The following is a 24,499-nucleotide window of genomic DNA, read 5'->3' on the forward strand; positions in this document are numbered from 1 at the left end:
GGGACGCAACAGAAGCAACACCCTACAACAGGTCCCGTTCCGTCTCGACGTTGTTCATATAGAGTTTCTGGTTGATTTCCCGCACATACTCAGGTTCCGTTTTGGACAGGCCACGCAATTCGGACAGGTAGTCGAGGTACAACTTGAACAGGTAACAAAACAGTCCCAGTCCCAGACAAGGGAGCACGCACCCCAGCACCAGAATGAACCCGGAATATCCCACGCCGACCTCCTTGGTTGTAATCTCAGGATCCAGCGTGGCAAATATATATTAGTCTAAATTAATGTCAAGCAGACCTACCATTAATGTGGTGCATGAATTGCGGCTCAACGAAGGAGCTCGGAGCGAGCAGGACAACGGTGAAAAAAAACTAACCGGCCTCATTTACACAAGGATAAAATCATCTATCATAGCCATTGTCTTTACATGCCGGTCTCACAGCGAGGTATCAATGACAATGCATGAGGATTTCCTGGGCAACCACAGCCACAGTCCAGCAGCGCAAGCGTTTCATCGTACCTCTATATCCGGGCAGCCCGCCGAGGTAAAAGCAAAGCTGATTCACAATGTCAGACGAAACTCCAAACGGTACGGCGTTCTTACCTCCTCTCACATCCTGACCGTCATCGCCCAGGACCTCCCCGCCAACTTTCATTGTCCGCTTCTGGAATCCATCTCGCACGACCCGCTCTGCAGTGACATCCGCACCCTTGTGACCAAGTCGGGGCAGCTCTTCTTCTACTCGATCGCCCATATGAGCATCGAAGATGCCGCGACCAAGGGACAACTAGAGGAAGTAAAGTTAGCCATGGCGGAAAGGATCCGCAGAGACTCACGCATCGCCACGGCACTCACGCCACTGAACGCCATGTTCGCCCTTTTCCCCGAGATAACTCAGGTGAAGGTCTGTGCCATGCTGAACGAAATGCAGACACAGGCGCACTACCGGGATATAAAGACGGTCTCTTCCACGAGCGGCGAACTTTACCTCTACTGCGATGCCCATGTAACAGAGAAGTACGCGAGCATGCTAGCGAGATCCGCGGTCAGCGACGCCTGCCAGACCATAGTCGATACGGTACGGGAAGAGTCGCGCCTCTACCCGAAACCGACGAAGGTCTCCGCCTTCACAAGTCAGGTCTACGGCATCCCCCCAACGACGCTCCAGCCATGCATCGTTCGGGTGCTCAATGCGACGGAATACGCCGACATAAGGAAGCTGGTGCACCCGGAGACCGAGTCTGAATACCTCTACTCGAACCTGCACATGACCGAAGAGCAGGCGGTCGCGCTTATGAAGTGGCTCGAGGAAGGACGACAGCCTTCGACCTGAAAACCGGGCGGCACTAAAGCGCTAGAGCGACGACCTCGGCGATGTCCTTCACCTGAGTCTTGCTTCCGGATACTTCCTTTATGCCGTCCTCGAACATGGTCATGCAAAACGGACAGCTGACACAGACGGTAGCCGGGCTTTGCGCCAGTGCTTCCCCCACCCTGTTTCGGTTGATCGGCGTCCCCTCGTGCTCTTCGAGCCACATCCTGCCGCCACCTGCGCCACAACAGAAAGCGTTCTCGCGGCTGCGTTCCATCTCAGCGGATTCCGCTCCGGTACTTTTCCGCAGCACCTCGCGCGGCGCATCGTACACGTCGTTGTGACGCCCGAGATAGCATGAATCGTGAAACACCACCTTCCCGAGATCAACCGTCTGCGATAACTCGAGCCTTCCACGCTGCATGAGATCCAGGATCAGCTCGCTGTGGTGCATCACCTCCAGTTGGATCCCGTACTGGCGATAGTCGTTCTTGAGTGTGGTGAAACAGTGCGGACATTGGGTGATGATCTTCGCAACGCCCTTTTCCCTGAACTGCCGCGCGTTCTCCTGCGCCATCTGGTCGAAGAGGTATTCGTTACCGAGGCGCCGCACGCTGTCACCGCAGCATTTCTCCTCCTTCCCAAGGACTCCGTAGGAGACGCCCGCCGCGTCGAGCACCCTGGTGAGCGCTACGCTCACCTGCTTGTTGCGCGCATCGAAGGCCCCGGAGCATCCGACATATAGCAGATACTCGGTCTTTCCCGCTTCGAACGGGCGCAGTTCCAGCTGCGAGCTCCACTTGCCCCGCTCCGAAGGCGCCATCCCCCACGGGTTCGAACGCTGCTCCATGTTCTCGAAGAGGTTCAACAGTTCCTCTGGAAACCGCGCCTCCATCTGCACCAGGTGACGCCGCATCTTGACGATCTTCGGCAGGTGCTCGATGAAGACCGGGCACGCCTCCATGCATGCGCCGCAAGACGTGCAGCTCCAAAGGGCGGCTTCGCTCGTCGCAGCCTTCCCCTCGCCCCCGATGAGCGAGACGCAGCGCTCCGCTTCAGTATCGCCGGCGAGTTTTTCCATCACGGCGCCGTTTCGCAGTAGGTTCTCCTTGATGGCATGGATCACCTCACGCGGGTTCAGCGCCTTGCCGGTCGCCGCCGCTGGGCATGACTGCTGGCAACGGCCGCACTCCGTGCAGGAGAAGGAGTCGAGCAGGTCCTTCCAGGAAAGCCGGTCCACGGTGGCGGCTCCGTAAGTACTGTTCGCCATGAATTCTTCGCGCTCCTGGGTGTTGCTCTTCCCCATGGTCCGCAAGAAGACGTTCGGTATGGCGGTAAGTATGTGCATGTGCTTGCTGTACGGCAGAAAGTTCATGAAGCCGAGCAACACTACGGCATGGATCCACCAGAAGAGCCGTCCGGCGGAATCAAGGTTGGGGGCAAGGGGCGAGGTCTGGAGCAGATGCGCGGCGAGGTTGGACACGGGCGTTGCCGTGGACGTCGCAAGTGCCCCCTGCGCGATGCGCACGCCGTTCAGTCCGAAATAGGCGAGCATCAGGGTCGCGATCATCGACAGGATCAGGTACGCCTCGAAGGTCCTGGCACCTTTAAAGGGCGGGTTCGCGGTGCGGCGCGCCGCGGCCACGGACACCGCGACCAGCGTGGCAAGCGAGCAGACGTCGAACAGCAACAGCAGGGTCGCATGGAACGGCGCCGGGAGCAGATCGAAGGATAGCGCAGGGACGACGCCGGAAACGAGAAACTCAAGGTTGGCTGCGGCGAGGACAAGGAAGGCCCAGAAGATGACACCGTGGTTCACGCCGAAGGGGCGACTCACCACTCGTTTCTGTCCCACGGCGTAGATGAGCATCTCCCTAAAGCGGGCGACCGGCCGGTCGAAGCGGTTGTCACTGGTGCCGACGGCGACCAGCGCCAGGCGGCGATAACAGCTCACCGTGAAAGCGGCAAGGGAAAGAGTCAAAAGGGAGATGAATAGAGTCTGTTCCATGGGTGCTCCGTTAAAGTTGCAGGAAGAATTTGGAAGAAGCTGCCTTTGCCCGCGACGCGCCGCAGGTGACCTCGCGCCCCCCCTTGCAAAGAGGGGAACGTTTGGCAGGCTTTCTGCTCCGAGGCAACACTCACGTGCCTCCACGTAATTTCCTGAAGAACCTTCGCAAAGGTGGGAACGTGCTGCCGTGCTTACTGCTTCGAGACTAGCGCACATGCCTCCCCGGCATTTCCTTTCACGTTCCTGATCCCGGCGGTGAGTGCCGGGATCACTTCGAAGAGGTCGCCGACGATGCCGAAGGTCGCCACCTCGAAGATGGGCGCTTCGGCGTCGCGGTTGATGGCGATGATGACGTCGGAGTCCTGCATCCCGACCAGGTGCTGGATGGCGCCCGAGATGCCGCAGGCTATGTAGATCTTCGGACGCACCGTCTTCCCGGTCTGTCCGACCTGTCGGTCTTGCGGGAGCCAACCTGCGTCGACAGCGCTGCGCGAGCCCCCCACCACACCACCGAGTTCATCGGCAAGTTCTTCGAGCATGGCGAAGTTCTCCTTCGCCATGAGGCCGCGGCCGCCGGAGACGATGAATTCGGCTCCTGCCACGTCGACCTTCTCCTTGCCCCCCTTTTCGGTGATGACCTCGAGAACCCGCGTGAAGATCGACGCCTCGGAGACGGGACAGCTCTCCTTTATGAGGATGCCGGTGGCGCCTGCGCGCTGCGCCGGCATGGGCATCACGTGCGGACGGACCGTCGCCATCTGGGGCCGGAAGCGGTCGCACATGATGGTGGCCATGATGTTGCCGCCGAAGGCCGGGCGTGTCTGCATCAGGTTCCCTTTTTCATCGATGCCGAGACCGGTGCAGTCGGCGGTGAGTCCGGTCTTCACCCGTGTTGCCACGGCGCCCGCGAGATCGCGCCCCATCCCCGTCGCCCCCATCAGCACGACCTCGGGCTTATGCTTGCCGATGAGGTAGCACATCGCCTCGAGGAAGGGCTCGGTGCGGTACTGGCGGAACACGGGATCGTTGATGAGATAGGCCTGGTCGGCCCCGTAGCTGAAAGCGAGGTCGGCAAGAGGCTGGATGCCGCTGCCGATGATCACCGCCGAGAGAGGGACGCCTAGCTTGTCGGCTAGTTCGCGCCCGACGCCGGTGAGTTCCCAGGAAACCTTGGCCGCTTCGCCGTCGTTTTGTTCGATGAAGACCCAGACCCCCTTGTAGGCCGAGATCCTGCGTCGGCGCTCGAGTTCCTCGTCGTCCGCCTCCTCGCCGCCGTGTTTCTCGAAGCTCGCGATGATGGCCAGCTCCTCCGGGGTGTAGAACATCTCCAGGGCGCCGGCCGGGCACGCCTTAACGCACTTCACGCAACCGATGCATTTGTCGGCAGCGATGATCGGCTCGCCCTGTTCGCTCATCTCTACGCCGTTCACGGGGCAAACGCTCTGGCAGCGTGCGCCGCAGGCGATGCACTTGCCGCTTATCACCCGCGCCTTGCCGCGCGGCCTTTTCAACTTTTGTGGTTCAGTCATGGGTTCACCCTGTTTGTTTTAGTGCCAGTCCGACTGGTCCGACTGGTCCGACCGACGAGCGATCTGTCACACCGCCAGCATATCCCCTTCGATCAGCCGCTCGAGCAGCAGGCGGGCGGCACCCGCGGGGTCGTTCATGCCGTCGCCGACGATCTCCCCTTCCTTCCTCTCCGGGGAGAAGATCCGGCTTACCCAGGTGGGGGAGCCCTTGAGTCCGACGCTGTTCACATCGAGCTGCAACTGCTCGTTGCTCCAAACCTCTACTTCGGCCTTAGCTGAAGCAAGCCGCATGGGAACGGTCGGGTAACGCGGCCGATTCAATTCGCGCACCACGGTGATCATCGCGGGCAGTCGCGCTTCCACGATCTCGTAGCGCCCCTCCAGCTTGCGCCTCACCGTAATCGTCCTTTCGACCAGATCTATCTTCTCGATCCGGTCGACAAGGGTCAGCTGGGAAAAGCCCAGACGCACCGCGATACCGGGCCCAACCTGGGCGGTGTCACCGTCGATGGTCTGCTTGCCGCAAAAAACTATCCCCACTTCTTCATCTTCGCGGAGCTTGGCGATGGCAGCGGAAAGGACGTTGCTGGTTGACAGGGTATCGGCGCCGCCGAAGACCCGGTCGGAGAGAAGGACGCTTCGGTCTGCTCCGAGCGCGAGCGCTTTTCTGAGCGTGGCTTCCGCGTTGGGCGGCCCCATGGAAAGCGCCACCGCCTTGAAACCATGACTGTCCTTGAGGCGCAGGCTCTCCTCCAGGGCGTGACTGTCATATGGGTTGATGATGAACGGAATCCCGTCTCTCACCAGCGTGTTGGTCACTGGATCGATCTGTACCTGCGTCGTATCTGGAACCTGCTTGATACAGGCAACGACTATCATACGCCCTCCATTAATGGCATAGCCTCGGGTTAAACATTGTACTTACCGGCTTACAGCAGTATTGACATATCAAATTACCAACTTATGATCCATCATCGCTAATCACCCCATACTTCCCATACTTGCCAAGGCATAGACGCTTTGAGGATGGTAGTCGGGAACGGCTCCAAGATACATCAGTGCATTGTTGCCACGGATCGAGAAACCTTTGCGTGCAAGCAGCGAGGCTGCCGCAACATTGCCGGCGGGAACATCCAGAAAGATAGGCTCGGCGGTGCTACATAGAGCGAGTTCAAAGAGAGCTGCCGCCTGCTCGTCTCCGAGCGCACCCCACGGTCCCACTTGCATCCCCCCCTCCCAATGCTGCGTACAAAGAAAGGAGGCCTCTGCGCAGAACACCCGCCCCCTGCTGCTGGTTACCTGGAGCAAGGCCTCACGCCAGTCACCCCAGCCGTAAGCATCCACCTTCCCGATGACGTTCCGGTCAATGGGAGCTGCGGAAAAGGGTGTGCACACGACACCACCCTCCCCCACCCATCGGTTGATGCTGTCGATCGCAACGAAACCAAGCTTGCGGTAAAGATCCACACCTTTCGCCGAGGCGGTGAGCCAGACCGTTTTCACACCCGCACAAAGCAGCGCGTCGATAGCGCCGCGCATCAGTTCCATCCCGATGCCGCGCCTGCGGTGTCGCGGGGCAACTAGCAGGTTGCCGATCCAGCCGCTTTTATCGTGGCGCACCGCGGTTACGTAACCCAGGACCTCGTTTCCTTCCCGCTTCACAAGACACCCCTTTGGGAAGGCCTGCAGCAGGAACTTCAGTTCCCACTCGCCGCAGACCCACCCCTCGTCAGTACCCATGGCGATAAATGGGGCTATATCGTCGTTGCGAAACGGTGCCGTCATGATCAAAGGGGCGTCGTGGCAAGCTGCAGGTTTTCGCCGATGAGCCCAACCGCGTCGGCCCGGCACTGCTTGCAGTGTTTGAACTGCCCTATGGTCTTCTCGTTGTCGCGGCGCAAGGCATCGAGCCTTTCCACCGAGGGGGCTTCGATGTGGGCGAAGTCGGCCTGCGGGATGAGGGGCATGATGTTCATCACGAAGGCGCCTAATTCCTTGACCTTCTTGGAGATGAGTGGTATCTGCTCGTCGTTGACTCCCGGGATGAGCACCGTGTTGATCTTTATGGTCATCCCAAGCTCTGCCGCCAGCCTGATCCCCTCCAACTGGTTTCTCAGCAGGATCTCGCCCCCTTCTTCGCCGGTGTAGGTGGTGCCGTTGTAATGCACATGGGAGTAAATCCTGCCCCCCACCCTGGGATCGAGGGTATTGAGCGTTACGGTGAGGCTGTGCAGCCCAAGCGCATACAGAATCGGCATCTTGTCGGGCAACAGCAGGCCGTTTGTGCTCATGCACTTGATGAGGTGCGGGAATTCCTGGTCCACGAACTGGAACGTCCGGAAAGTCTCGTCGTTGAAAAGCGGATCACCCGGACCAGCTATGCCGATCACCTTGATGATCGGGCCGGTTATGGGGCTCGCCATCACCTCGCGGACTCTGACGATCGCCTCTTCCGGGGAAAGCAGACGGCTGGTCACGCCGGGGCGCGATTCATTGGCGCAGTCGTGCCGCCTGGTGCAGTAACCGCACTTGATGTTGCATTTGGGAGCCACGGCGAGGTGCATCCTGCCGTTTTTGTGGTGGTTGCCGCCAAAGCAGGGATGCCCCTGGATCTTCTCCATCTTTTTGCACGCCGTTGCCATGATATCCTCCTTGATCCTCGCTCCAGGCTGGTCCTGAAAAACGAAAAATGCCCGGTCGGATAGTGTTCTCCGCCGGGCATCGTTGCCGTCAATGTGAGATACCTCTTTGTATCTGTTGATCCTCGTTGAGCATTTAGCGTGCCAGCTTCCGGGCTGAAGACGTCTACACAACCTCACGATACGGCGGCTAAGCCGGTTCATGGCGGTCTCAGCGCCTCCACATCCATTGCTGCATAAGGGTTTAAGGACTTTTATACGACATCGCCGCTGTAGTGCCTGATTGTGCCTGACAGTGCCAGTTGTAAATGGGCGGTGGCGCTATCAGCAACAGGCTGTGATGCCTATCAGGTACCCATGAGACTATTTTTTGTGCACGGCAGGCCGGCATAACCTTCCTGAACACGTTTCGAAGAGAAGCGCAAACCGCAGCTTCGCGCGCTTCCGTCGCAGCATGAGCAATTTCAAGGCGATCGGAGTGGATATTGCACCGTAGTCTGCATGAGCTTCCATTCCTTCCATAGCGAGACAGTGTCCAGAGCGCGGGGGGCCTTCATCGGTCTCGCGGTTGGCGACGCGCTCGGGGCTCCGGTTGAATTCATGACCCGTGGCGAGATAAAGGGAAAGTACGGCGTCTTAAGGGAAATGGTTGGCGGCGGATGGCTCAGGCTCAAACCGGGACAGGTGACCGACGACACGGAGATGTCGCTCTGCCTCGCACGGGCCATCAGCAGGGCCGGAGGTTGGAGCCTAAGGGACGCCGCCGACAACCTCGCCGCTTGGCTTAAGTCTAAGCCGATAGACGTCGGAGACACCTGCCGGCGCGGCATTCGGAACTACATGCTGCACGGCACCACGGAGACCCCACCGAACGAATGGGACGGCGGCAACGGCGCCGCCATGCGCACCCTTCCAGTCGCCCTCTGTACCGTTGGGGACGCCACCCTTCTCAAGACCTGCACCATCGGCCATGCCCACCTGACCCACAATCACCCTCTCTCCGATGCGGCCACCCTTTACCTCGGGCGCCTGCTGCATCTGGCCCTTACCGGCCGCTCCATGCAGCGCATGAGGCGCGAAACTGCCGACCTGATTTCCCTCTACCCGAATTTCAACTTCGAACCATACAAGGGGCTCGCCTCAGGATACGTGGTCGACACGATGCAGACCGTCCTCCACTGCTTCTTCAGATCACGTTCTTTCGAAGGATGTGTGACGGAAACGGTGAACCAGGGAGGAGACGCCGACACAACGGGCGCCATAGCCGGCGCACTTGCCGGTGCATACTACGGCGAGGAAGCGATCCCCGCACGGTGGAAGAAGAAGCTTTCGAAGGGACTTGTGAGCGAGATCGTCGAGCTTTCAGAGCAGTTGGTGCAACTTTCGCCGCTATTTACAGAAAAGCAACATCGCTTCTAAGCAATTAAGTAAAGCTCCCGGCATGGCCTCAACGACTCATGCATCGCACCCAACGACTCGTGCATCGCTCCCAACGACTCGTGCATCGCTCTCAACGACTCGTGCATCGCTCTCAACGACTCGTGCATCGCTCTCAACGACTCGTGTATCGCTCCCAACGACTCGTCCATCGCACCCAACGACTCGTCCATCGCACCCAACGACTCGTCCATCGCCCCCAACGACTCGTCCATCGCAGCTAACGACTCGTTCATCACCCCCAACGACTCGTTCATCACTCCCAACGACTCGTTCATCGCTCCCAACGGCTCGTCTATCGCACCCAACGGCTCGTCTATCGCACCCAACGACTCGTCCATCGCACCCAACGAATCGTGCATCGCTCTCAACGACTCGTTCATCGCACCTAACGACTCGTTCATCACTCCCAACGACTCGTTCATCACTCCCAACGACTCATTCATCGCACCCAACGACTCGTGCATCGCTCCCAACGACTCGTGCATCGCTCTCAACGACTCGTTCATCGCACCCAACGACTCGTGCAACGCTATCGAGAACTCATCCACCGCTCACAAGGACTGATGCTCCTACACGGTACACATGAGCCGTGTAACCCTGAACTCACCGCCGACGACGAGGCACTCTCCCTCCCCTTTCAAGATGGAGTTGGGCAGAAGCTCACTGAAAAAGAAGATCTTGGCGAGTGGGACCCGAACCTCCCAAACGATGAAGCCGAATTCCCAAGCGCGTTCCTCGTCGGTCGTAAACGAGTTCAGGTTGTTGAGTCGCACGATCTCTTCGCGCTTCGAGACGGTCTCCAGTATATCGTGCTCCGAACGCTCGAAGGTCCCGCGGTACAGGATGAGGTGCTTACGGTCGGGATAGCGTTTGGCGAGTTCGTACTGGCAATATTCATAGAGCAGGTCCAACTGGGAATTGATGGCGGAGGTCCGCGCACTCCCCTTGGTTCGGTCGATGGCGTACTGCAGGTAGTTTTGGTCATGGATACCGGTTATGCGCACGTTGTGGAAGGTAGGTGGAAGCCCCATCCGGCTCTCGACCCATCCCTTCAGCACGGCGCCCTCCACCGAGTTGGAATCCATCATCCACCCCCTTAGAAAGCGGAGGTAGCTGTTTTTGAGACTCTTGCGCGCCAGGGCGGTTTCCTGCTGCCATTGATGCAACTGGAATTTCACCGACATGTAGTCGTTGAAGACCGAGGCGCGCTCTTCGGCGGAATCTATGCCGTCGAGCTTGTCGAAGAGGAAACGGTTCACCGCACGTACCCCCTGGATCTCGAGAGGTTGCGGGTGGTCGTTGAAGTGGCGGGAAGCGATGACCCACGGGGGAAGGTTGCAGTGGTTGAATGAATTCTCCATTGAATCGCCACTTTTGTTACGGATTAAGGTTAAGGTTGGAATCCGGGACTCGCACGGATTAGCCGGAGTTCCCAGCAAGTACCGGGCTTTCTACAGCACTTTGGCAAGATCCTTCAAGACGGGCTCTATCTCGCCTTCTATCACGTACGGCTCGACGCCGAGGCGTTCAAGCTCAACCTTGGGAGCTTCACCGATCATGGAACAGACCACGGCACGGCATCCTTTGAGGGCGTCGGCGGTGTCCTTCAGCGTGTGGGCCCTGAGCGGGTGCTCCGGATCGAAGCGGCAGTACTTCTCGACCGGACGCTCCTCAACGAAACTGACCGTGTCGTCCTCCACGCGGTAGATCAGGAACCGCTCGACATGCCCGAAGTGCTGGTTGATTTCCTTGCCATCTCTGGACGCGACTGCAAAAAGCATCGGAACCTCCTAAACACAAATCAATTGGAAGATCCAGCCCCCTCCCCCCGGAGGGGGGAGGATGGGAGGGGGGAAGACTGATCGAGCCGCTGCGCCCCCCTCCCTGCCCCTCCCCCTCCGGGCCTTCGCCCACCGAAGGGCTTCGGTCCGCAGGCGGGGGCGGGAACTAGTAGATCCTGAATATCTGTCCTTACGCCACCACCGGTTCGAAGGTGAAGCATTTCTTCGAGCAGGTTCTGCCACAGGCCTGGCAGCCGATACAGTTGCCGGGGTTCTCCACCTTCATGAACATCTTGGCGGAATCGTCCTCGTCGACCTCTTCGAAATTGAGCACACTGTGGGCGCAGACCTTGAAGCAACGGCCGCAGCCAATGCAGGTTTCCTCGTCAATGGACGTGATGAACTGCGGGGTCCACTCTTTCTTGTCCTTGGTTAAACCGGTGATGTAAGCCATGGCAAATCTCCTTTTTTCGATGTATTGACTGCTGATTATCGATTCATTGCTTTAACCTTTACTGTTCCTGCAACGTCCCCTCCCCTGGAGGGGGAGGGCCAGGGAGGGGGCGCGAAGCTACTTCTCCCCCTTCCCCCCTCCCGACCTCCCCCCTCCAGTGGGAGGAGTTGGCTACTCTTCGTCGAGGAAAGAAGTCGCATGGTCCTTGTTCATCGCCTTGCGCAGCCAGGGCGGCGGGTTACCTCTGAGCACCTCCTGCATCCGTTCGATCGATTCCTTGAGCCCCACCTCCACGTTGGTCTTCATGGGATGGATGCGTTTGGCTACCAGCTTGGCCGCGGCCGGCCCGCCGATCTGCATGGTATAGACGATGGCGCAGTCACTAAGGAGATTCGCCCTCGCGGCGATGCGGTCCTCCTCGTCGCTGCCGCTTTCGCCGACGGTGAGGGTCTGAACGTAGTGCGCTTCCTCCGGCCCCACTTCCCACACGTGAAACGAATCAGCTTGCCCGAAGTGCATGTCGATGGATTCACCGGTTTTACTCGTAAAAGCGATCTTCATAGCGGTCTCCTTTGAAGGCGATGTCAGGATATTACATCTGCCGACGCCCTCACCCTGACCCTCTCCCAAGGGGAGAGGAGACTGTTTTAGTTGTGCGCCAGCTTCTGCGCTTCTTTCGCATTTGCCTGGAAGATGTTGGCAACCTCGAAGATGAGGTTCAGCGTTCCCTGGTAGCCCACCCACATCTTGTGATGCGATCCGAGCCGGTCGAATACCGGCATCCCGGTCCTCAGGTGCGCCCCTATCCCCAGTTTCTTCGCGGCCTGCCTGCCGTTCGAGTTCGCCACCAGGAGGTCTGCACCAGCAGCACTCTTTTCCAGATCTTCCAGATCTCCCACGAAGAGATGCTCAACCGGCAACTGGTCAAGCCCCCGCGTCCTCGTCGCGGCGATGGCCACCTGAATGTCGCAGCCAAGGCTCGCGAGGAAAGTGGTCATCCCCTTCAGGTGGTCGGCCTCCAGCGCCAGAGCGATCTTCTTCTGCCCCAACTGGTAATGGCAGTCGACCATGGCGTCCATAAGACGGCTCCTCCAGCGCCTGAGCTTCTCGGGAACGGGACGCCCGGAAACCTTGGCAAGCGTCGCCATCAGGAGGTCGGACTCGGCGAGTCCCGTGATCGAGGTGAAGCCGTAACTCGGGATGCCGTACTTGTCCTTCAGAACTGCGGCGGCATCGGCCAGCGAATCTCCAAAATAGAGCGTCGCCTGGCTTCTACCCGCAGCCTTGATCCGTTCCACGGCTATCCCCCCTACGGACAGGGCGGAGACCGTCGCGTCGATGTGTCCGTCCAGCGCGTTGGAGATGTCGGGAACGATGATCGGGTCGAGCCCGAAAGACTGGCACAACTCCGCGATTTCCTCCACTTCCGCCGGCGTTAAATGACACCCGGGCAGGATACTTACCTGTCCAGGTACTGGGATATCCCCTTCCGGGATGGTGGCTAGAATCGCCTCGACCGCGGCGGCATATCCCTCCTGCATGGAGCCGCAGTAGTCCGGGGTGGATGCGTGGATCACCGGGATCTGATCATGCTCGGGATGCGCCTCGCGGAATTTCACGATCGCGCTACGCACGTCGTCCCCCATGGTCTCGGTAAGACCGGTGGTCATCACGCCGACCACCGCCGGCTTGAACTTCTCCATGACGCGGTTCAGCCCGAGCTTCAGGTTCTCCCACCCACCGAAGATGGCGGCTTCCTCGCTCATGCTGGTCGAGTTGAGGGCGATGGACTCCTTGAAGTGACGCGAGAGCTGCAGCCTTATGAAGGTTGAGCACCCCTGGGCGCCGTGCAAAAGTCCCAGCATCCCGTCGATACCGAGGTACGCGAGCGTGGCGCCGAGCGCCGGAGAGTTCTTCTGCGGGTTCACCGTCGCGTGCTTCGTCGGGACTTTCACGCGGGAAGCTTTCATGTCGAGGGCGGCAAGGCGCTCTGCGTGTCCCGCGGCGAACGCGAGATCCGTTTCCAGCGAGGCGGCGTCCTTCTCCCACGGCGCCTTCGCGTTCAGAGCGGTCCAGATCGGGTTGTTCACGGTCAGGTCGAGCTGCTTTGCGAAGGTGACCATGCCTGAATAACCGGCGTAGGGGTGGCTGCGGCCGTGGTTAATATCCAGAAAGGGCGTTTTGGTCTTGAGGGCCAGGTATTTTGTCTTCCCTCCGGCAACGATCAGATCCGGAAGCTTGTCGTACATGACGGATAAAAGACCGGCCGTGCTGGTGTCCGCGATGATGGAAGCGTCCTCGTGCATGAGCGCCTTCATGCGGTAGAAGTCCTCAAGCGTGGAGTTTTGAGTACCGGCGGCGAGGATGTCGACGCCAAGCTCGGCCAGCGCGTTAACCATGGACCATGTCTTGACGCCGCCGGTGAAGAGAACCGCCCTCTTCCCGACGAGCCGCTCGCGGTAGGGCGCCAATTCTGCGCGGCAGGCCTCCTCGCACTCGGCGATAAGCGCCTCGACCCGCTCCTGCATAACCCGCTTCTCCAGGCCGTTCACTTGGTCGTCCAGCTCGCGGGCGATGTCGCGCAGCGCCTTCGCCACGTCGGTCATGCCGTAGAAGGATTCCTCCAGGTACGGGATGCCGTAATTCTTCTGCATCTTCTTGGCGAGGTTGGTGAGACTCTTCGAGCAGACGATGATGTTCAGCTTCGCGCGGTGTGCGTAGCGCAGGTCCTCGAATTTGGCGTCGCCGCTGATGCAGGAAAGGACGCGGATGCCGAGCCGGTCGAAGAGCGGCAGCATCCCCCACAGGTCGCCTGCGATGTTGTACTCGCCGATCAGGTTGATGTCGTAGTCGGTGGTGTACTCGGGCTCGGCGGTGCCGATCACGTATTTGAAGAGGGTCTCCCCCGCGAGGCGGTTGCCGATGTTCTTGTCGCCGATGAAGCCGGGGGTGTTCACCGGGATCACCGGTACGCTCACCTTGTCGCGGGCCGCCTTGCAGACCGCCTCGATGTCGTCGCCGGTCATGGAGGTGACGCAGGTCGCGTAGACGAAGATGGCCTTCGCCTCCGGGTAGCGCGCCGCGAGTTCCTGGATGGCGCGGTAGAGCTTCTTCTCACCGCCGAAGATCACGTCGTTTTGCAGCATCTCGGTGGTGAAGCCGCGGCGGTAGATCTGGGAGTCGGAGGAACGCGCGCCGCGGTTGTCCCAGGAGTTTCCGGCGCAGGCGATGGGGCCGTGCACCAGGTGAATGACGTCAGTTATGGGCATGAGGACGACGCGCGCACCGTCGTAGGCGCAGCTGCGCTCGGTCCCTTCGCCCGGTTCGGATTTCTTGCAGAACTTGGGAGCCCCGGCGTCGTGTGTCTCGCAATCTGTCGTGTCGTACCAATCCGGCTTCGCCATTGGAGCCTCCTTTTTGTGTGCGGTTTGCTCAGCAACCCCTCTCCCCCCGGGCCTGCGCGCCGAAGCGCTTCAGTCCGCGAAGGCGGGAGAGGGTGCCCGAAGGGCGGGTGAGGGAGTTGCCCAAAGTGACACGGGTGCCTGTGGCAACGCCCTCACCCCTGCCCTCTCCCGGAGGGAGAGGGAGTTATGGCGTCGGGGTTACCTCATCATCTCGAAGTTACGGTCGTCACAGGTCTCGTCACGGATGTCGATGAACTTGTTGCAGATGGTGGTGAGCATGTTGATGGCGCCCTGGTAACCGATGAGCGGCATGCGGTGCAGGTTCACGCGATCAAAGATCGGGAAGCCGAAGCGGAACAGCGGCACCTTGGCGTCGCGGGCCATGAACTTGCCGTGGGTATCGCCGATGACGGCGTCGACCGGATCGGTCATGAGGAGGCTCCTCATGTGCCAGAGGTCCTTGTTGATGTAGATCTTGCACCCGGCGCCGTAGGGGGAGCCGTCGAGGAGCGCCTGCAGCTCCTTCTCGAGCTTCTTAGTCCCCTTGCTGCAGAGGATGTGGTACGGACGCGCACCCATCTCCAGGAGGAAGGTGACGTACCCGATCAGGTAGTCGGGGTCGCCATAGAGGGCGAACTTCTTACCGTGGATGTACTGGTGCGCGTCGGTCATGGCGTCGACGGCGCGCCCCCTCTCCGCCTTCAGGGATTCGGGGATCGGCTTGCCGAATTCCCTTGCGAGGGTCATCAGGAGCTGGTCGGTCTTTTCAACGCCGAACGGGGTCGGCATGGAGATGTGCTTCCCGGAGAAGTTGTCCTTGATCCAGTTGAAGGTCTTGGCGCTCGCGTAGGGGGCGACGGTGAGGGTCACCTTCCCGTTGACGGAGTCGGCCGCATCCTCGAGCGGCGTGCCGCCCGGATAGGCGCGGTAGGTGCCGTCGAGCGGGGAATCGAAGGATTCGGAGATGTCAGCAAGCAGCGTGCTCGGGATGCCGATCTCCTTCAGGATCCGCTTGTACTCGCGGTAGTTGCCGGTGTTGGCGTCGAACCCGGCGATGAGGTTCAACTTACCGGTGCAGCGCCCCTCGATCTTCTTCCCCTCGGTGAGGGTCTGCAGAATGGAGAGGAGCATCGCGTCGTAGCCGTGAACGTGCGAGCCGTTGAAACTCGGGGTGTTGGCATAGGGGAGCGGGTAGTCCTGCGGCACGATCCCCTTGTTCCTCGCGTTCTTGATGAACGCGGTCAGGTCGTCGCCGATGACCTCCGGCATGCACGAGGTGAAGATCGCCATCATCTTGGGCTTGTAGATGGTGTAGGCGTTTTCCAGCCCTTCGTGCAGGTTGTTCTGTCCCCCGAACACCGCGCCATCCTCGGTCATGGAATCTGACACGGCCGGCGCCGGCTCGCGGAAGTGACGGTTGAAAGTGGAACGGTAGTAGGAGGCGCATCCCTGGGAGCCGTGCACGAAGGGGAGCGTCCCCTCGAAACCGTGCGCGGCGAGCTCCGCACCCAGCGGTTGACAGGCGTGGGCCGGATTGATCACCAGCGCCTGGCGGGCGAAGTTCTTCTCCTTGTACTCCTCGCTATTGATCCACTCGGAAACCCGGCTCACTTCCTCTTCGGGTATCTCGGTGACGTATTTCACGGCAGCTTCTGCAGTCATAGTATTGCTCCTTTCGGCCGGAGACTAATCCGTCACACGGCGGTAGGTCTTGGTTGTGTTCTAGAAGGGTGCGTTCACGAGTTTCCATGTCGGGCTGTTCACCGCCATGTCGATGTCGCGGGCAAAGATCGGGAAACCGTTGTAGGCGTGGTAAGGACCGGAGTAATCCCAGGAGTGCATCTGCCGGAACGGGATCCCCATTTTCTGGAACAGGTACTTCTCCTTGATGCCGGAGCCGACCAGGTCGGGGCGCAGCTCGTTTACGAACTGCTCGAGCTCGTGTTCGGAGGCATCGTCGTAGATGACGGTCGCCTCGGGCATCTCGGGGGAGGTCCTCTCGTAGTCGTCGCCGTGGGCGAACTCGTAACCGGAACCGACCACGGTCATGCCGAGGTCCGCGTAGGCGTTCACGGTGTGACGGGGGCGCAGGCCGCCGACGTAGAGCATTACCGTCTTACCTTCCAGGCGCGGACGGTACTCGTCGATGACCGCCTGCATGATCGGGTCGTACTTGGCGATGACCGCCTCCACCCTCTCCTTGATGTAGTCGTCGAAGTACTCGGCGATCTTTCTCAGGCTCTCGCGGATCTTGGTCGGACCGAAAAAGTTGAACTCGACCCAGGGGATGCCGTACTTCTCTTCCATGACGCGGCACATGTAGTTCATGGAGCGGTAGCAGTGGATCAGGTTCAGCTTCACCGTGTGGGTCGCCGCGATCTTCTCGAGCTCGCCGTCGCCGGTCCATACCGCCTTGACGTTGAGTCCTATTTCCTCAAGCAGAGGTTTAACGCTCCAGACGTCGCCGCCGATGTTGTAGTCGCCGATCAGGGCGATGTCGTACGGGCTCGCCGGCTCGCGGAACTCGCGGGTGCCGATGATGTGGTCGCGGATGGTGTCGTTCGAGATGTGGTGACCAAGCGACTGGGACACGCCGCGGAAGCCCTCGCAGTTGCAGGGGATGACCGGGATGTCGAGATCCTTCGATGCGGTCTTCGCGACCGAGTTGATGTCGTCGCCGATGAGACCTACTGGGCACTCGGACAGGACCGAGATCCCCTTGGCGAGCGGGAAGAGCTCGTGGGCCTCCTCGAGAAGGGTCCTGAGCTTCTTGTCGCCGCCGTAGACGATATCTTTCTCCTGAAAGTCCGAGGTGAACTGCATGGCGAACTGGGAGACGCCGTTCACACCGGTGACCAGGTTGCGGCGCGTGCCCCAGGAATACCAGCCGCAGCCGACCGGACCGTGGGAGACGTGCACCATGTCGCGGATCGGACCCCAGACGACCCCTTTGGCACCGGCATAGGCGCAACCACGGGCGCTCATTATGCCGGGGACCGTCTTCCTGTTGCTCTTGACGCAGGCCCCCTCCCCCGCGTTCGGGGCGAGGTGCGGCGCCCTCTTCTTCTTCGCTTTATCGGGATAGATCTCCATGGCGGCGTCGATCATCGCCTGCGTCGACTCCATGGTGATACCGTCTACCTTCTTCTTTGTTTCCTCAGACATATCTGGCTCCTTTTAAGGGGCGGCGCCGGCCGCCCCTTCCCGAATTAGACCGCTGCCGCCTCGGCCACGCCCACGATGCTCTCGTCCTCGGCCTCCATGATGCCGAACTCCATGAGCAGGTCTTCCAACTCCTCCATCTCGAGCGGGGTCGGGACCACCAGCATCTTGTTGTCCGCGATCTTCTGGGCAAGGGTGCGGTACTCGTTGGCCTGCGGGTGTTCCGGGGAATACTCGATGACGGTCATCCTGCGCAATTCGGCGCGCTGCACCTGGTTGTCGCGGGGGACGAAGTGGATCATCTGGGTGCCGAGCTTCTTCGCGAGGGCGTCGATCAGTTCGTACTCCTTGTCCGTCTTTCTCGCGTTGCAGATCAGGCCGGCGAGCCTCACCTTGCCGGAGGAGGCGTATTTCAGGATCCCCTTGGCGATGTTGTTGGCGGCGTACATGGCCATCATCTCGCCGGAGCAGACGATGTAGATCTCTTCCGCCTTCCCTTCGCGGATCGGCATCGCGAAGCCGCCGCAGACGACGTCGCCCAAAACGTCGTAGAAGACGAAGTCGAGGTCCGGTGTGTAGGCCCCGTTCTCCTCGAGGAAGTTGATGGCGGTGATAACGCCGCGCCCCGCACAGCCGACACCCGGTTCCGGTCCGCCGGACTCGACGCATTTCACGTCGCCATAGCCGACCTTCATCACGTCCTCAAGCTCCAGATCCTCTACCGTACCGAGTTCGCGCACGAGGTCCATGACGGTGGACTGCGCCTTCGCGTGCAGGATGAGGCGGGTGGAGTCCGCTTTGGGATCGCAGCCTACGATCATTACCTTCTTGCCGATGGAGGCGAGGCCTGCCACGGTGTTCTGTGTGGTGGTGGATTTGCCGATGCCGCCCTTGCCGTAAATCGCGATCTGTCTCATGTCTTCCTCTCCTTTTGGTTGCCCCGCCGACCGCGTCCACCCTCAGGCTGGAGCGCTTAGTCACCGTCGCCGGCCTATCCGGCAAACCTGGCACCTGGCATGCTCCTGTTCGGGGCGGGCTGCGATGCGGGGCTCGTTTGATTTGCGGGGGCCCTAAATAAAAAAAAGGCGCTCCGTTACTGCTAACGTGGGCGCCTTTGCCAAAACTCTCGACGGGATACGACGTCGTATCCTTTATTCGGTTGTTGTCTTACTATTAGCAGCTACCGTGCCAAGTTGTAACCTATAGCTGTTACAGGGTTTTGCCGATTGCGAGTGCTTCTTCTGCCGCCTTCGAAGTTGTATACCGGGGCAGCTGCCTAACTATTGTGCAGCCGACGTCTCGGACTTCTCGGAACTGTCAGGCGGCCAGCGAGACGGCGCGACCCTCGTGCAGCTTCAACAGGTCCCGGGGGGCCAGGGGGCCCTTGATGCGCTGCGCGGTGCTGCGCACCTTTTCCATGAGCTCCTGCGCCTCCTCCCTCGAAATGGGGATACCGATCTGGCGGTAACTCTCCACGATCCCGTTCGTACCGGAATGTTTACCGGCGACGATGTGCCGCGTGAGCCCCACCTCCTCGGGTGCGAAGACCTCGTAGTTGCGCGGATCCTTCAAAACCCCGTCCGCGTGCAGCCCGGACTCGTGCGCGAACACCTTCTCCCCCACCACCGCTTTCCAAGCCGGGACCTCACGATTCGAGGCGCGCCCGACGAGCCGCGAGACGCCACGGAAGCGTCTCGTATCGATACCGACGTCTATGCCACAGGCCACCTTGAGCGCCATCACCACCTCTTCGAGAGCCGCGTTCCCCGCCCGCTCTCCGAGACCGTTCACCGTGGTACTGATGCAGCGCGCCCCTCCCCTCACCCCGGCCAGGGCATTCGCCGTGGCGAGCCCCAGGTCGTTATGGGTGTGCACCTCGATCTCAAGCTCCGGCACCGCCGCGGTGAGCCGGGCCACCTTCTCATACATCCCGAACGGTTCCAGGACGCCCAAGGTATCGCAGAAGCGGAAACGGTCGGCGCCGTGCGCACGGGCGATGGAGAGAAGCTCAATCAGGAAATCACCGTCGGCACGGCTTGCATCCTCCCCTCCCACGCAGACGTAGAGCCCCTTCGCCTTGGCGAAATCGAGAGCCCGCTTCAACTGCTCCTTCACCCACTCCCTCGTTTTATTGATCTTGTGCTCGATCATGATGTCCGAAACGGAGAGGGAGATGTCGACGGCTTCGACACCGCAGGCAAGGCTCGCCTCGATGTCCGGGATCACCGCGCGGTTCCAGGTGATGAGCCGCGCCGACAGCCCCAAGTCTACGAGCGCCCTGATCGATGCCCTCTCTTCTTCCCCCATTGCAGGAATGCCGCATTCCAGTTCGTGGACCCCCATGGCGTCTAGATGCCGGGCGATGGCAATCTTCTCGCGTGCGCTGAACACAACACCCGCGGTCTGCTCGCCGTCGCGCAGGGTTGTGTCGCCGATACGTACCTTCACTTCCTCAACCATGTCGCCTCCTTCCGGGGAACATGCGCCCCCCTGTCAAAGCGTGACGGGCGTCGTTGCCCGGAAGCTGCGTCAACCGCAACCTGAGCATGCCTTGAGCAGGAGCTGTGCCAGATGAATGCGAGACTTCGGTATACGGGCAGACGCGAGCACCTCAATTTCGTGCCCCGGGTCGCCCCCTCCCCTTGCGTGAGGGAGTACGGGGGTGGGGTAAGAGGCGATTATTTCCGCTGTTTGCGGCTTTACCCACCCTCCATCCCCCTACCGTAAAGGAAGGGGGCCGTGCGAGTGACGTTCTTGGTGCAATAGCAGAAAAGAACGTTTTGGGGGCAAGGAGCACTTAGGTCGGGATGACTTGGCGGGATGCGCAGGCTGACCTCGCATTATGCGGCGCGCTTAAAATAGCGGCACAATGAGCGGTCCATAGACTGGAAGCGCTCTTGATCAGGAGGACACTTGGTCATAGAAGTCCTCCCTGTGAACTTTTTCGTTGTTCCACATTAACCCTGGTGCTATGATCCGGCCAGCCAACCCACATATACATATTGCGGTTTTCAATTGTCACGAACGGAGGCATATGCCATGGCTTTGAAAGACGTACGGATACTTATCGTTGACGACGAGTCTTTTTTCCGTGACTCGCTGCGGGAGACGCTTGAGAAGATAGGTTTCACCGTGGTTGGGGAGGCGACAGACGGCAGACAGGCGGTGCGGCAATACCTCACCCACCGACCTAACATCACCATAATGGACGTGTACATGCCCGAGAAAAACGGCATCGACGCCACGCGCGAGATCCTCGCCATCGACCGGAGTGCGAATGTCCTGACAAGTAGCGCCTCGGACTGTGCCAGCGACACGCAGGCCGTGCTGAAAGTTGGCGCAAAGGGCGTGCTGAAAAAGCCGTTCGAAGCGAGAGAAATCTACGACACCATCAAGACCATACTGTGCGGCCGGTAATATCAACCAAGGGGAATAGAGAACCACTACCCGGGATGAACTGATACGGGACGGGAATATGTACAACGGCTTCTACATCAATCTTGACCGCGCAGTGCAAAGAAGAGAAAGCCTGGAGCAGCGGTTGGAGGAGAGCGGTCTTGCCGGCTGTTACCAGCGTTTCGCCGCCATCGACGGCCGTTCCATCACCTACGGTCCCGACGCCGTCCCCGGTTCGGCGGTGTTGGGATGCACGCTTAGTCACCTGAGCATCATCAAGGGTCAGTTGGGAAGCAGCCGGCACGTCCACATCGTCGAAGACGACGCAATGCTGCACCCCGACATCGGCCGGGTCTTTGAGAAGTTCGTCGAACTGAAGCAGGATGAGGAGTGGGATCTGCTCATGACCGACGTCTTCCTGCCGCCGGACCTCTACCTCTTCAAATATCTGCACGAAAGCTATCAAAAGCTTTCCGCCACCGGCTCACTCTCCTTCTTCGACATCGGATCATGGGAATTCGCAGGCACCAACTCCTACTTCATCAACAAGAGGAGCATGGAGGGGTTCCTGCAGATGGCCGAGCACTGTTTCCCCCCGGAGACGCCTTACGACCTTAGAATCAGGGAACTTGCCAAGCGAAAGAAACTTAAAGTATTCCTCTGTTTTCCTTTCTTCAGCACTGTGTCCAGTACGAGCGGCGACTCCACGATAGCCGGAAGCTTTACCCACGTTCTACCGCTCACCGAGTACAGGCGCGCCTTTTACGTGTCGGCAGACCGAGAGGCCATCGCCCGCGATCTGGAGACCCTTTGCAAGGAAGAGGCGGATACGTTCACCAGGATCTACCTCAACCTCGTGAAGTGTATGGTAAGTCCGCAACACGAAGCGTTCTAGCCCGCCTGCGCACCAACCTGAAGCCACACGGTTAACTATCCGGTGACATGAATACACAACCAGGAGATCTGCAATGAGAAGAATCAAAGCGGCAATGATGGCGCTCGCACTATACAGCGCACTCGGCAGCAGCGCGGGCGCGACATCTGCGCGCTACGTCACCCTGGATGGGCTGGAAAAGAGCCTTCCCACCACTCCCATCGTCGCAGGATTCGACATCGACGACACGGTGCTCTTTTCCACCCCCGCCTACTCCTACGGTGCCAACAACGGGGAAGGTCCTGGCGGCACGAACCGCTACGGCGCCGATTACCTTGCGAACCCTCAGTTCCGCAAGGACCTGAACCAGTACCTGGACAAGTTCAGCATGAAGAAGAAAGCAGGTGAGGAGCTGATCGCTATGCACAAGCGTCGCGGTGACACCATCGTCTTCATCACCAAGCGAAACTGCTATGACGACGATGCGGAGGTGATCCAGAAGCGCATGAACAAGCTATTCGCGCTCACCTCTCAGGTCTTTTGCACCAACGAGCAGTCGAAGACTCCGTACCTGGAGAAAACCGGAGCGAGGATCTATTACGGGGATGCCGACACCGACATCGAATATTCGATGCAGGTCAAAGGCGATAAGGTAAGACCGATCAGGGTAGAGAGGAGCAGGATGTCGACCAACAAGGGGGAATACCACCCGGGGAAATACGGCGAGGAGATCCTTGCCGACTCGGAGAACTGAGAAGAACCTGCATCCAGGCCGACCACGGCGCGAGTAGGCCTTCGCCTTTCCTCTTAAGTAATTGTATACAGTGCCGATAAGCCAAGGGCTATTGCAACTATCCGGCTAGGGTGCCGGAAAAAGGAGTTGGCCCATGTCTATATCTAAGAGGTTGTTCCTGCTGTTGGTCGTCGCGGTCATGGGGATGCTGGGACTCACCATCTTCAACGAGTTTCAAACCGGGAGGGTCTATACCGCCGCCAATTTTGGCAACGTCAACACGGTACCGAGCCTGGTAGCCCTTGGGCGGGCTTCTACGGCTATGCGCAACCTGCAGACCTGGACCCTTACCCACGTCCTGAACACCGACGCAGGCAGGATGGCGGAGCTCGACAGGTCGGTTCAGACCGAGAAAGACGAACTGGAAAAGGCGCTGAAGGATTACGATCAGTTGCTCGTCGACGACAAGGACCGGCAACTGTTGGCGAACGACCGTGCCGCGGTCGCCGAACTGTACGCCTTCACCGACAAGATCCTCTCCCTGTCCCGCGCGAACAAGAACGAAGAGGCGCGTGACTATTTCTCGCATAACCGCTCAGTCAGCAAGAAAGCCGACGACGTTTTCGAAGCGCATCTCCAATACAACCTTTCAATGTCAGACAAGGGGAGCAAGGAAGCGGTCGCCATAAAGAAATCCTCGCTGATCCTTGCCATCGTTTCCGCTGCGGTGGTGATAGCCATCGTGGTCTTCGTCGCACTCTTCATCATCCGTTCCGTTCGGGCCGTCGTCGCCGAGGTGCTTGACGCAGCCAACAACGTATCGTCCGGCAGCCTGCAGATGTCGCAGGGGGCGGAAGAACTGTCGCAGGGGGCCACCGAGCAGGCAAGTGCCGCGGAAGAGGCATCGTCTTCAATGGAAGAGATGTCCGCAAACGTGCGGCAGAACGCGGATAACGCCCTGCAGACGGAGAAGATCGCCCTTAAAACGGCGGCCGACGCGAAGGAAAGCGGCGAGGCCGTCACAAATACGGTCCAGGCCATGAAGGAGATCGCGGGGAAAATTTCCATCATCGAGGAAATCGCTCGGCAGACCAACCTCCTAGCCTTGAATGCAGCCATCGAAGCGGCAAGGGCTGGCGAGCACGGCAAGGGGTTCGCGGTCGTGGCAAGCGAAGTGAGAAAGCTCGCGGAACGTTCGCAAAAGGCGGCGGCCGAGATCTCCAGCCTATCCCAGGCAAGCGTGGAGGTGGCGGACAAGGCCGGCGAGATGCTGGCAGAGATGCTGCCGAACATCCAGAAGACATCGGAGCTCGTCCAGGAGATCACGGCGTCGTGCAAGGAGCAGGACACCGGCGTCCAGCAGATCAACAAGGCGATCCAGCAGCTCGACCAGGTGATCCAGCAGAACGCGTCGGCCGCCGAGGAGATGGCGAGCACCTCCGAAGAGCTTTCGACCCAGGCAGACCAGTTGCAGAGCGCAATCTTGCAGCTGACTGCGGGTGAAGGGAGCGGCAAACAAGGCGCCAGACGGCGCGTCCCCCCCGCAAAACCGCCCGTCAGAAAGACGCCCGCCCAGACACAAGGCAAGTCTGGTTCCAGCCAGAAACTCACCTATTCCGGGGCCGACCTCGATATGGAGGAGCGCGATCAGGGGTTCGAGCGGTACTGACGGGGTGGGATAAGACAGCAGCGTGGGGTGAAAAAACCGAGGGATGGACGCAGCATCCCCGGCCAGGCGTTCCCACGCTTGAGCGCAGGAACCATTA

General features: G+C 59.8%; 22 protein-coding genes. 6 read left to right on the plus strand and 16 right to left on the minus strand.

The features are described 5' to 3' along the window. Nucleotides 1-22: 22 nt before the first annotated feature. Nucleotides 23-223: a hypothetical protein gene (locus E4633_RS09520; protein WP_135870010.1), complete on the minus strand. Its 201-nt coding sequence runs from the start codon at nucleotides 221-223 to the stop codon at nucleotides 23-25. A 229-nt stretch (nucleotides 224-452) separates the two neighbouring features. On the opposite strand from E4633_RS09520, the gene E4633_RS09525 reads away from it, so the two are divergent. Beyond that, nucleotides 453-1,334: a hypothetical protein gene (locus E4633_RS09525; protein WP_135870011.1), complete on the plus strand. Its 882-nt coding sequence runs from the start codon at nucleotides 453-455 to the stop codon at nucleotides 1,332-1,334. A 13-nt stretch (nucleotides 1,335-1,347) separates the two neighbouring features. On the opposite strand, the gene E4633_RS09530 is transcribed toward E4633_RS09525, so the two are convergent. The 5 genes from E4633_RS09530 to E4633_RS09550 all read right to left on the minus strand — a co-directional run bounded on the left by E4633_RS09530 (nucleotide 1,348) and on the right by E4633_RS09550 (nucleotide 7,492). Continuing rightward, nucleotides 1,348-3,321, minus strand: coding sequence for a heterodisulfide reductase-related iron-sulfur binding cluster (locus tag E4633_RS09530; RefSeq protein ID WP_135870012.1), 1,974 nt, complete (start codon nucleotides 3,319-3,321; stop codon nucleotides 1,348-1,350). A gap of 191 nt (nucleotides 3,322-3,512) precedes the next feature. Then, nucleotides 3,513-4,850: an FAD-binding protein gene (locus E4633_RS09535; RefSeq protein WP_135870013.1), complete on the minus strand. Its 1,338-nt coding sequence runs from the start codon at nucleotides 4,848-4,850 to the stop codon at nucleotides 3,513-3,515. A gap of 66 nt (nucleotides 4,851-4,916) precedes the next feature. Next, entirely contained in the window at nucleotides 4,917-5,729 is an 813-nt protein-coding gene (locus E4633_RS09540) for an electron transfer flavoprotein subunit beta/FixA family protein (protein WP_135870014.1), read from the minus strand. Between the two features lie 102 nt (nucleotides 5,730-5,831). Continuing rightward, nucleotides 5,832-6,635 (minus strand): GNAT family N-acetyltransferase, encoded by an 804-nt coding sequence (locus E4633_RS09545; RefSeq protein ID WP_135870015.1) that lies wholly within the window; start codon nucleotides 6,633-6,635, stop codon nucleotides 5,832-5,834. Nucleotides 6,636-6,637: 2 nt separating this feature from the next. Further along, entirely contained in the window at nucleotides 6,638-7,492 is an 855-nt protein-coding gene (locus E4633_RS09550; RefSeq protein WP_135870016.1) for a radical SAM protein, read from the minus strand. 498 nt (nucleotides 7,493-7,990) lie between these two features. Between E4633_RS09550 and draG the strand changes: the two genes are divergently transcribed. Beyond that, a complete protein-coding gene (gene draG, locus E4633_RS09555) occupies nucleotides 7,991-8,908 on the plus strand; it encodes an ADP-ribosyl-[dinitrogen reductase] hydrolase (RefSeq protein WP_135870017.1) in 918 nt (305 codons plus the stop codon). Here the strand turns inward: draG and E4633_RS09560 are convergent. The 10 genes from E4633_RS09560 to nifV all read right to left on the minus strand — a co-directional run bounded on the left by E4633_RS09560 (nucleotide 8,905) and on the right by nifV (nucleotide 20,190). Then, entirely contained in the window at nucleotides 8,905-9,477 is a 573-nt protein-coding gene (locus E4633_RS09560; RefSeq protein WP_162604969.1) for a leucine-rich repeat domain-containing protein, read from the minus strand. The two genes, draG and E4633_RS09560, sit on opposite strands and share 4 nt — an antisense overlap. A gap of 21 nt (nucleotides 9,478-9,498) precedes the next feature. Continuing rightward, entirely contained in the window at nucleotides 9,499-10,290 is a 792-nt protein-coding gene (locus tag E4633_RS09565) for an NAD(+)--dinitrogen-reductase ADP-D-ribosyltransferase (RefSeq protein ID WP_135870019.1), read from the minus strand. A 90-nt stretch (nucleotides 10,291-10,380) separates the two neighbouring features. Continuing rightward, complete coding sequence (locus tag E4633_RS09570) at nucleotides 10,381-10,710, minus strand: NifB/NifX family molybdenum-iron cluster-binding protein (RefSeq protein WP_135870020.1); 330 nt, start codon at nucleotides 10,708-10,710, stop codon at nucleotides 10,381-10,383. A 190-nt stretch (nucleotides 10,711-10,900) separates the two neighbouring features. Then, nucleotides 10,901-11,164, minus strand: coding sequence for a ferredoxin III, nif-specific (fdxB, locus tag E4633_RS09575; protein ID WP_135870021.1), 264 nt, complete (start codon nucleotides 11,162-11,164; stop codon nucleotides 10,901-10,903). Nucleotides 11,165-11,335: 171 nt separating this feature from the next. Next, nucleotides 11,336-11,725 (minus strand): nitrogen fixation protein NifX, encoded by a 390-nt coding sequence (nifX, locus tag E4633_RS09580; protein WP_135870022.1) that lies wholly within the window; start codon nucleotides 11,723-11,725, stop codon nucleotides 11,336-11,338. Nucleotides 11,726-11,811: 86 nt separating this feature from the next. Next, nucleotides 11,812-14,568, minus strand: a complete 2,757-nt coding sequence (locus E4633_RS09585; RefSeq protein WP_135870023.1) for a bifunctional nitrogenase iron-molybdenum cofactor biosynthesis protein NifEN — start codon at nucleotides 14,566-14,568, stop codon at nucleotides 11,812-11,814. A gap of 198 nt (nucleotides 14,569-14,766) precedes the next feature. Next, nucleotides 14,767-16,230, minus strand: a complete 1,464-nt coding sequence (nifK, locus tag E4633_RS09590; protein ID WP_135870024.1) for a nitrogenase molybdenum-iron protein subunit beta — start codon at nucleotides 16,228-16,230, stop codon at nucleotides 14,767-14,769. A 60-nt stretch (nucleotides 16,231-16,290) separates the two neighbouring features. Continuing rightward, nucleotides 16,291-17,733 carry a nitrogenase molybdenum-iron protein alpha chain gene (gene nifD, locus E4633_RS09595; RefSeq protein ID WP_135870025.1) on the minus strand — a complete coding sequence of 481 codons (1,443 nt, stop codon included), beginning with the start codon at nucleotides 17,731-17,733 and terminating at the stop codon, nucleotides 16,291-16,293. A 44-nt stretch (nucleotides 17,734-17,777) separates the two neighbouring features. Then, a complete protein-coding gene (gene nifH, locus E4633_RS09600; protein ID WP_135870026.1) occupies nucleotides 17,778-18,647 on the minus strand; it encodes a nitrogenase iron protein in 870 nt (289 codons plus the stop codon). A 400-nt stretch (nucleotides 18,648-19,047) separates the two neighbouring features. Beyond that, complete coding sequence (nifV, locus tag E4633_RS09605) at nucleotides 19,048-20,190, minus strand: homocitrate synthase (RefSeq protein ID WP_135870027.1); 1,143 nt, start codon at nucleotides 20,188-20,190, stop codon at nucleotides 19,048-19,050. 579 nt (nucleotides 20,191-20,769) lie between these two features. Between nifV and E4633_RS09610 the strand changes: the two genes are divergently transcribed. The 4 genes from E4633_RS09610 to E4633_RS09625 all read left to right on the plus strand — a co-directional run bounded on the left by E4633_RS09610 (nucleotide 20,770) and on the right by E4633_RS09625 (nucleotide 24,402). Further along, nucleotides 20,770-21,147, plus strand: coding sequence for a response regulator (locus E4633_RS09610; protein WP_135870028.1), 378 nt, complete (start codon nucleotides 20,770-20,772; stop codon nucleotides 21,145-21,147). 58 nt (nucleotides 21,148-21,205) lie between these two features. Further along, complete coding sequence (locus tag E4633_RS09615) at nucleotides 21,206-22,021, plus strand: glycosyltransferase family 25 protein (protein ID WP_135870029.1); 816 nt, start codon at nucleotides 21,206-21,208, stop codon at nucleotides 22,019-22,021. A 73-nt stretch (nucleotides 22,022-22,094) separates the two neighbouring features. Beyond that, the gene (locus E4633_RS09620) at nucleotides 22,095-22,754 is read left to right on the plus strand and encodes an HAD family acid phosphatase (RefSeq protein ID WP_135870030.1); all 660 of its coding nucleotides are present in this window, start codon (nucleotides 22,095-22,097) and stop codon (nucleotides 22,752-22,754) included. Between the two features lie 133 nt (nucleotides 22,755-22,887). Then, entirely contained in the window at nucleotides 22,888-24,402 is a 1,515-nt protein-coding gene (locus E4633_RS09625) for a HAMP domain-containing methyl-accepting chemotaxis protein (protein ID WP_135870031.1), read from the plus strand. Nucleotides 24,403-24,499: the final 97 nt, after the last annotated feature.

The sequence above is a fragment of the Geomonas terrae genome, from assembly GCF_004791675.1.
In the GTDB taxonomy this organism is placed as follows: domain Bacteria; phylum Desulfobacterota; class Desulfuromonadia; order Geobacterales; family Geobacteraceae; genus Geomonas; species Geomonas edaphica.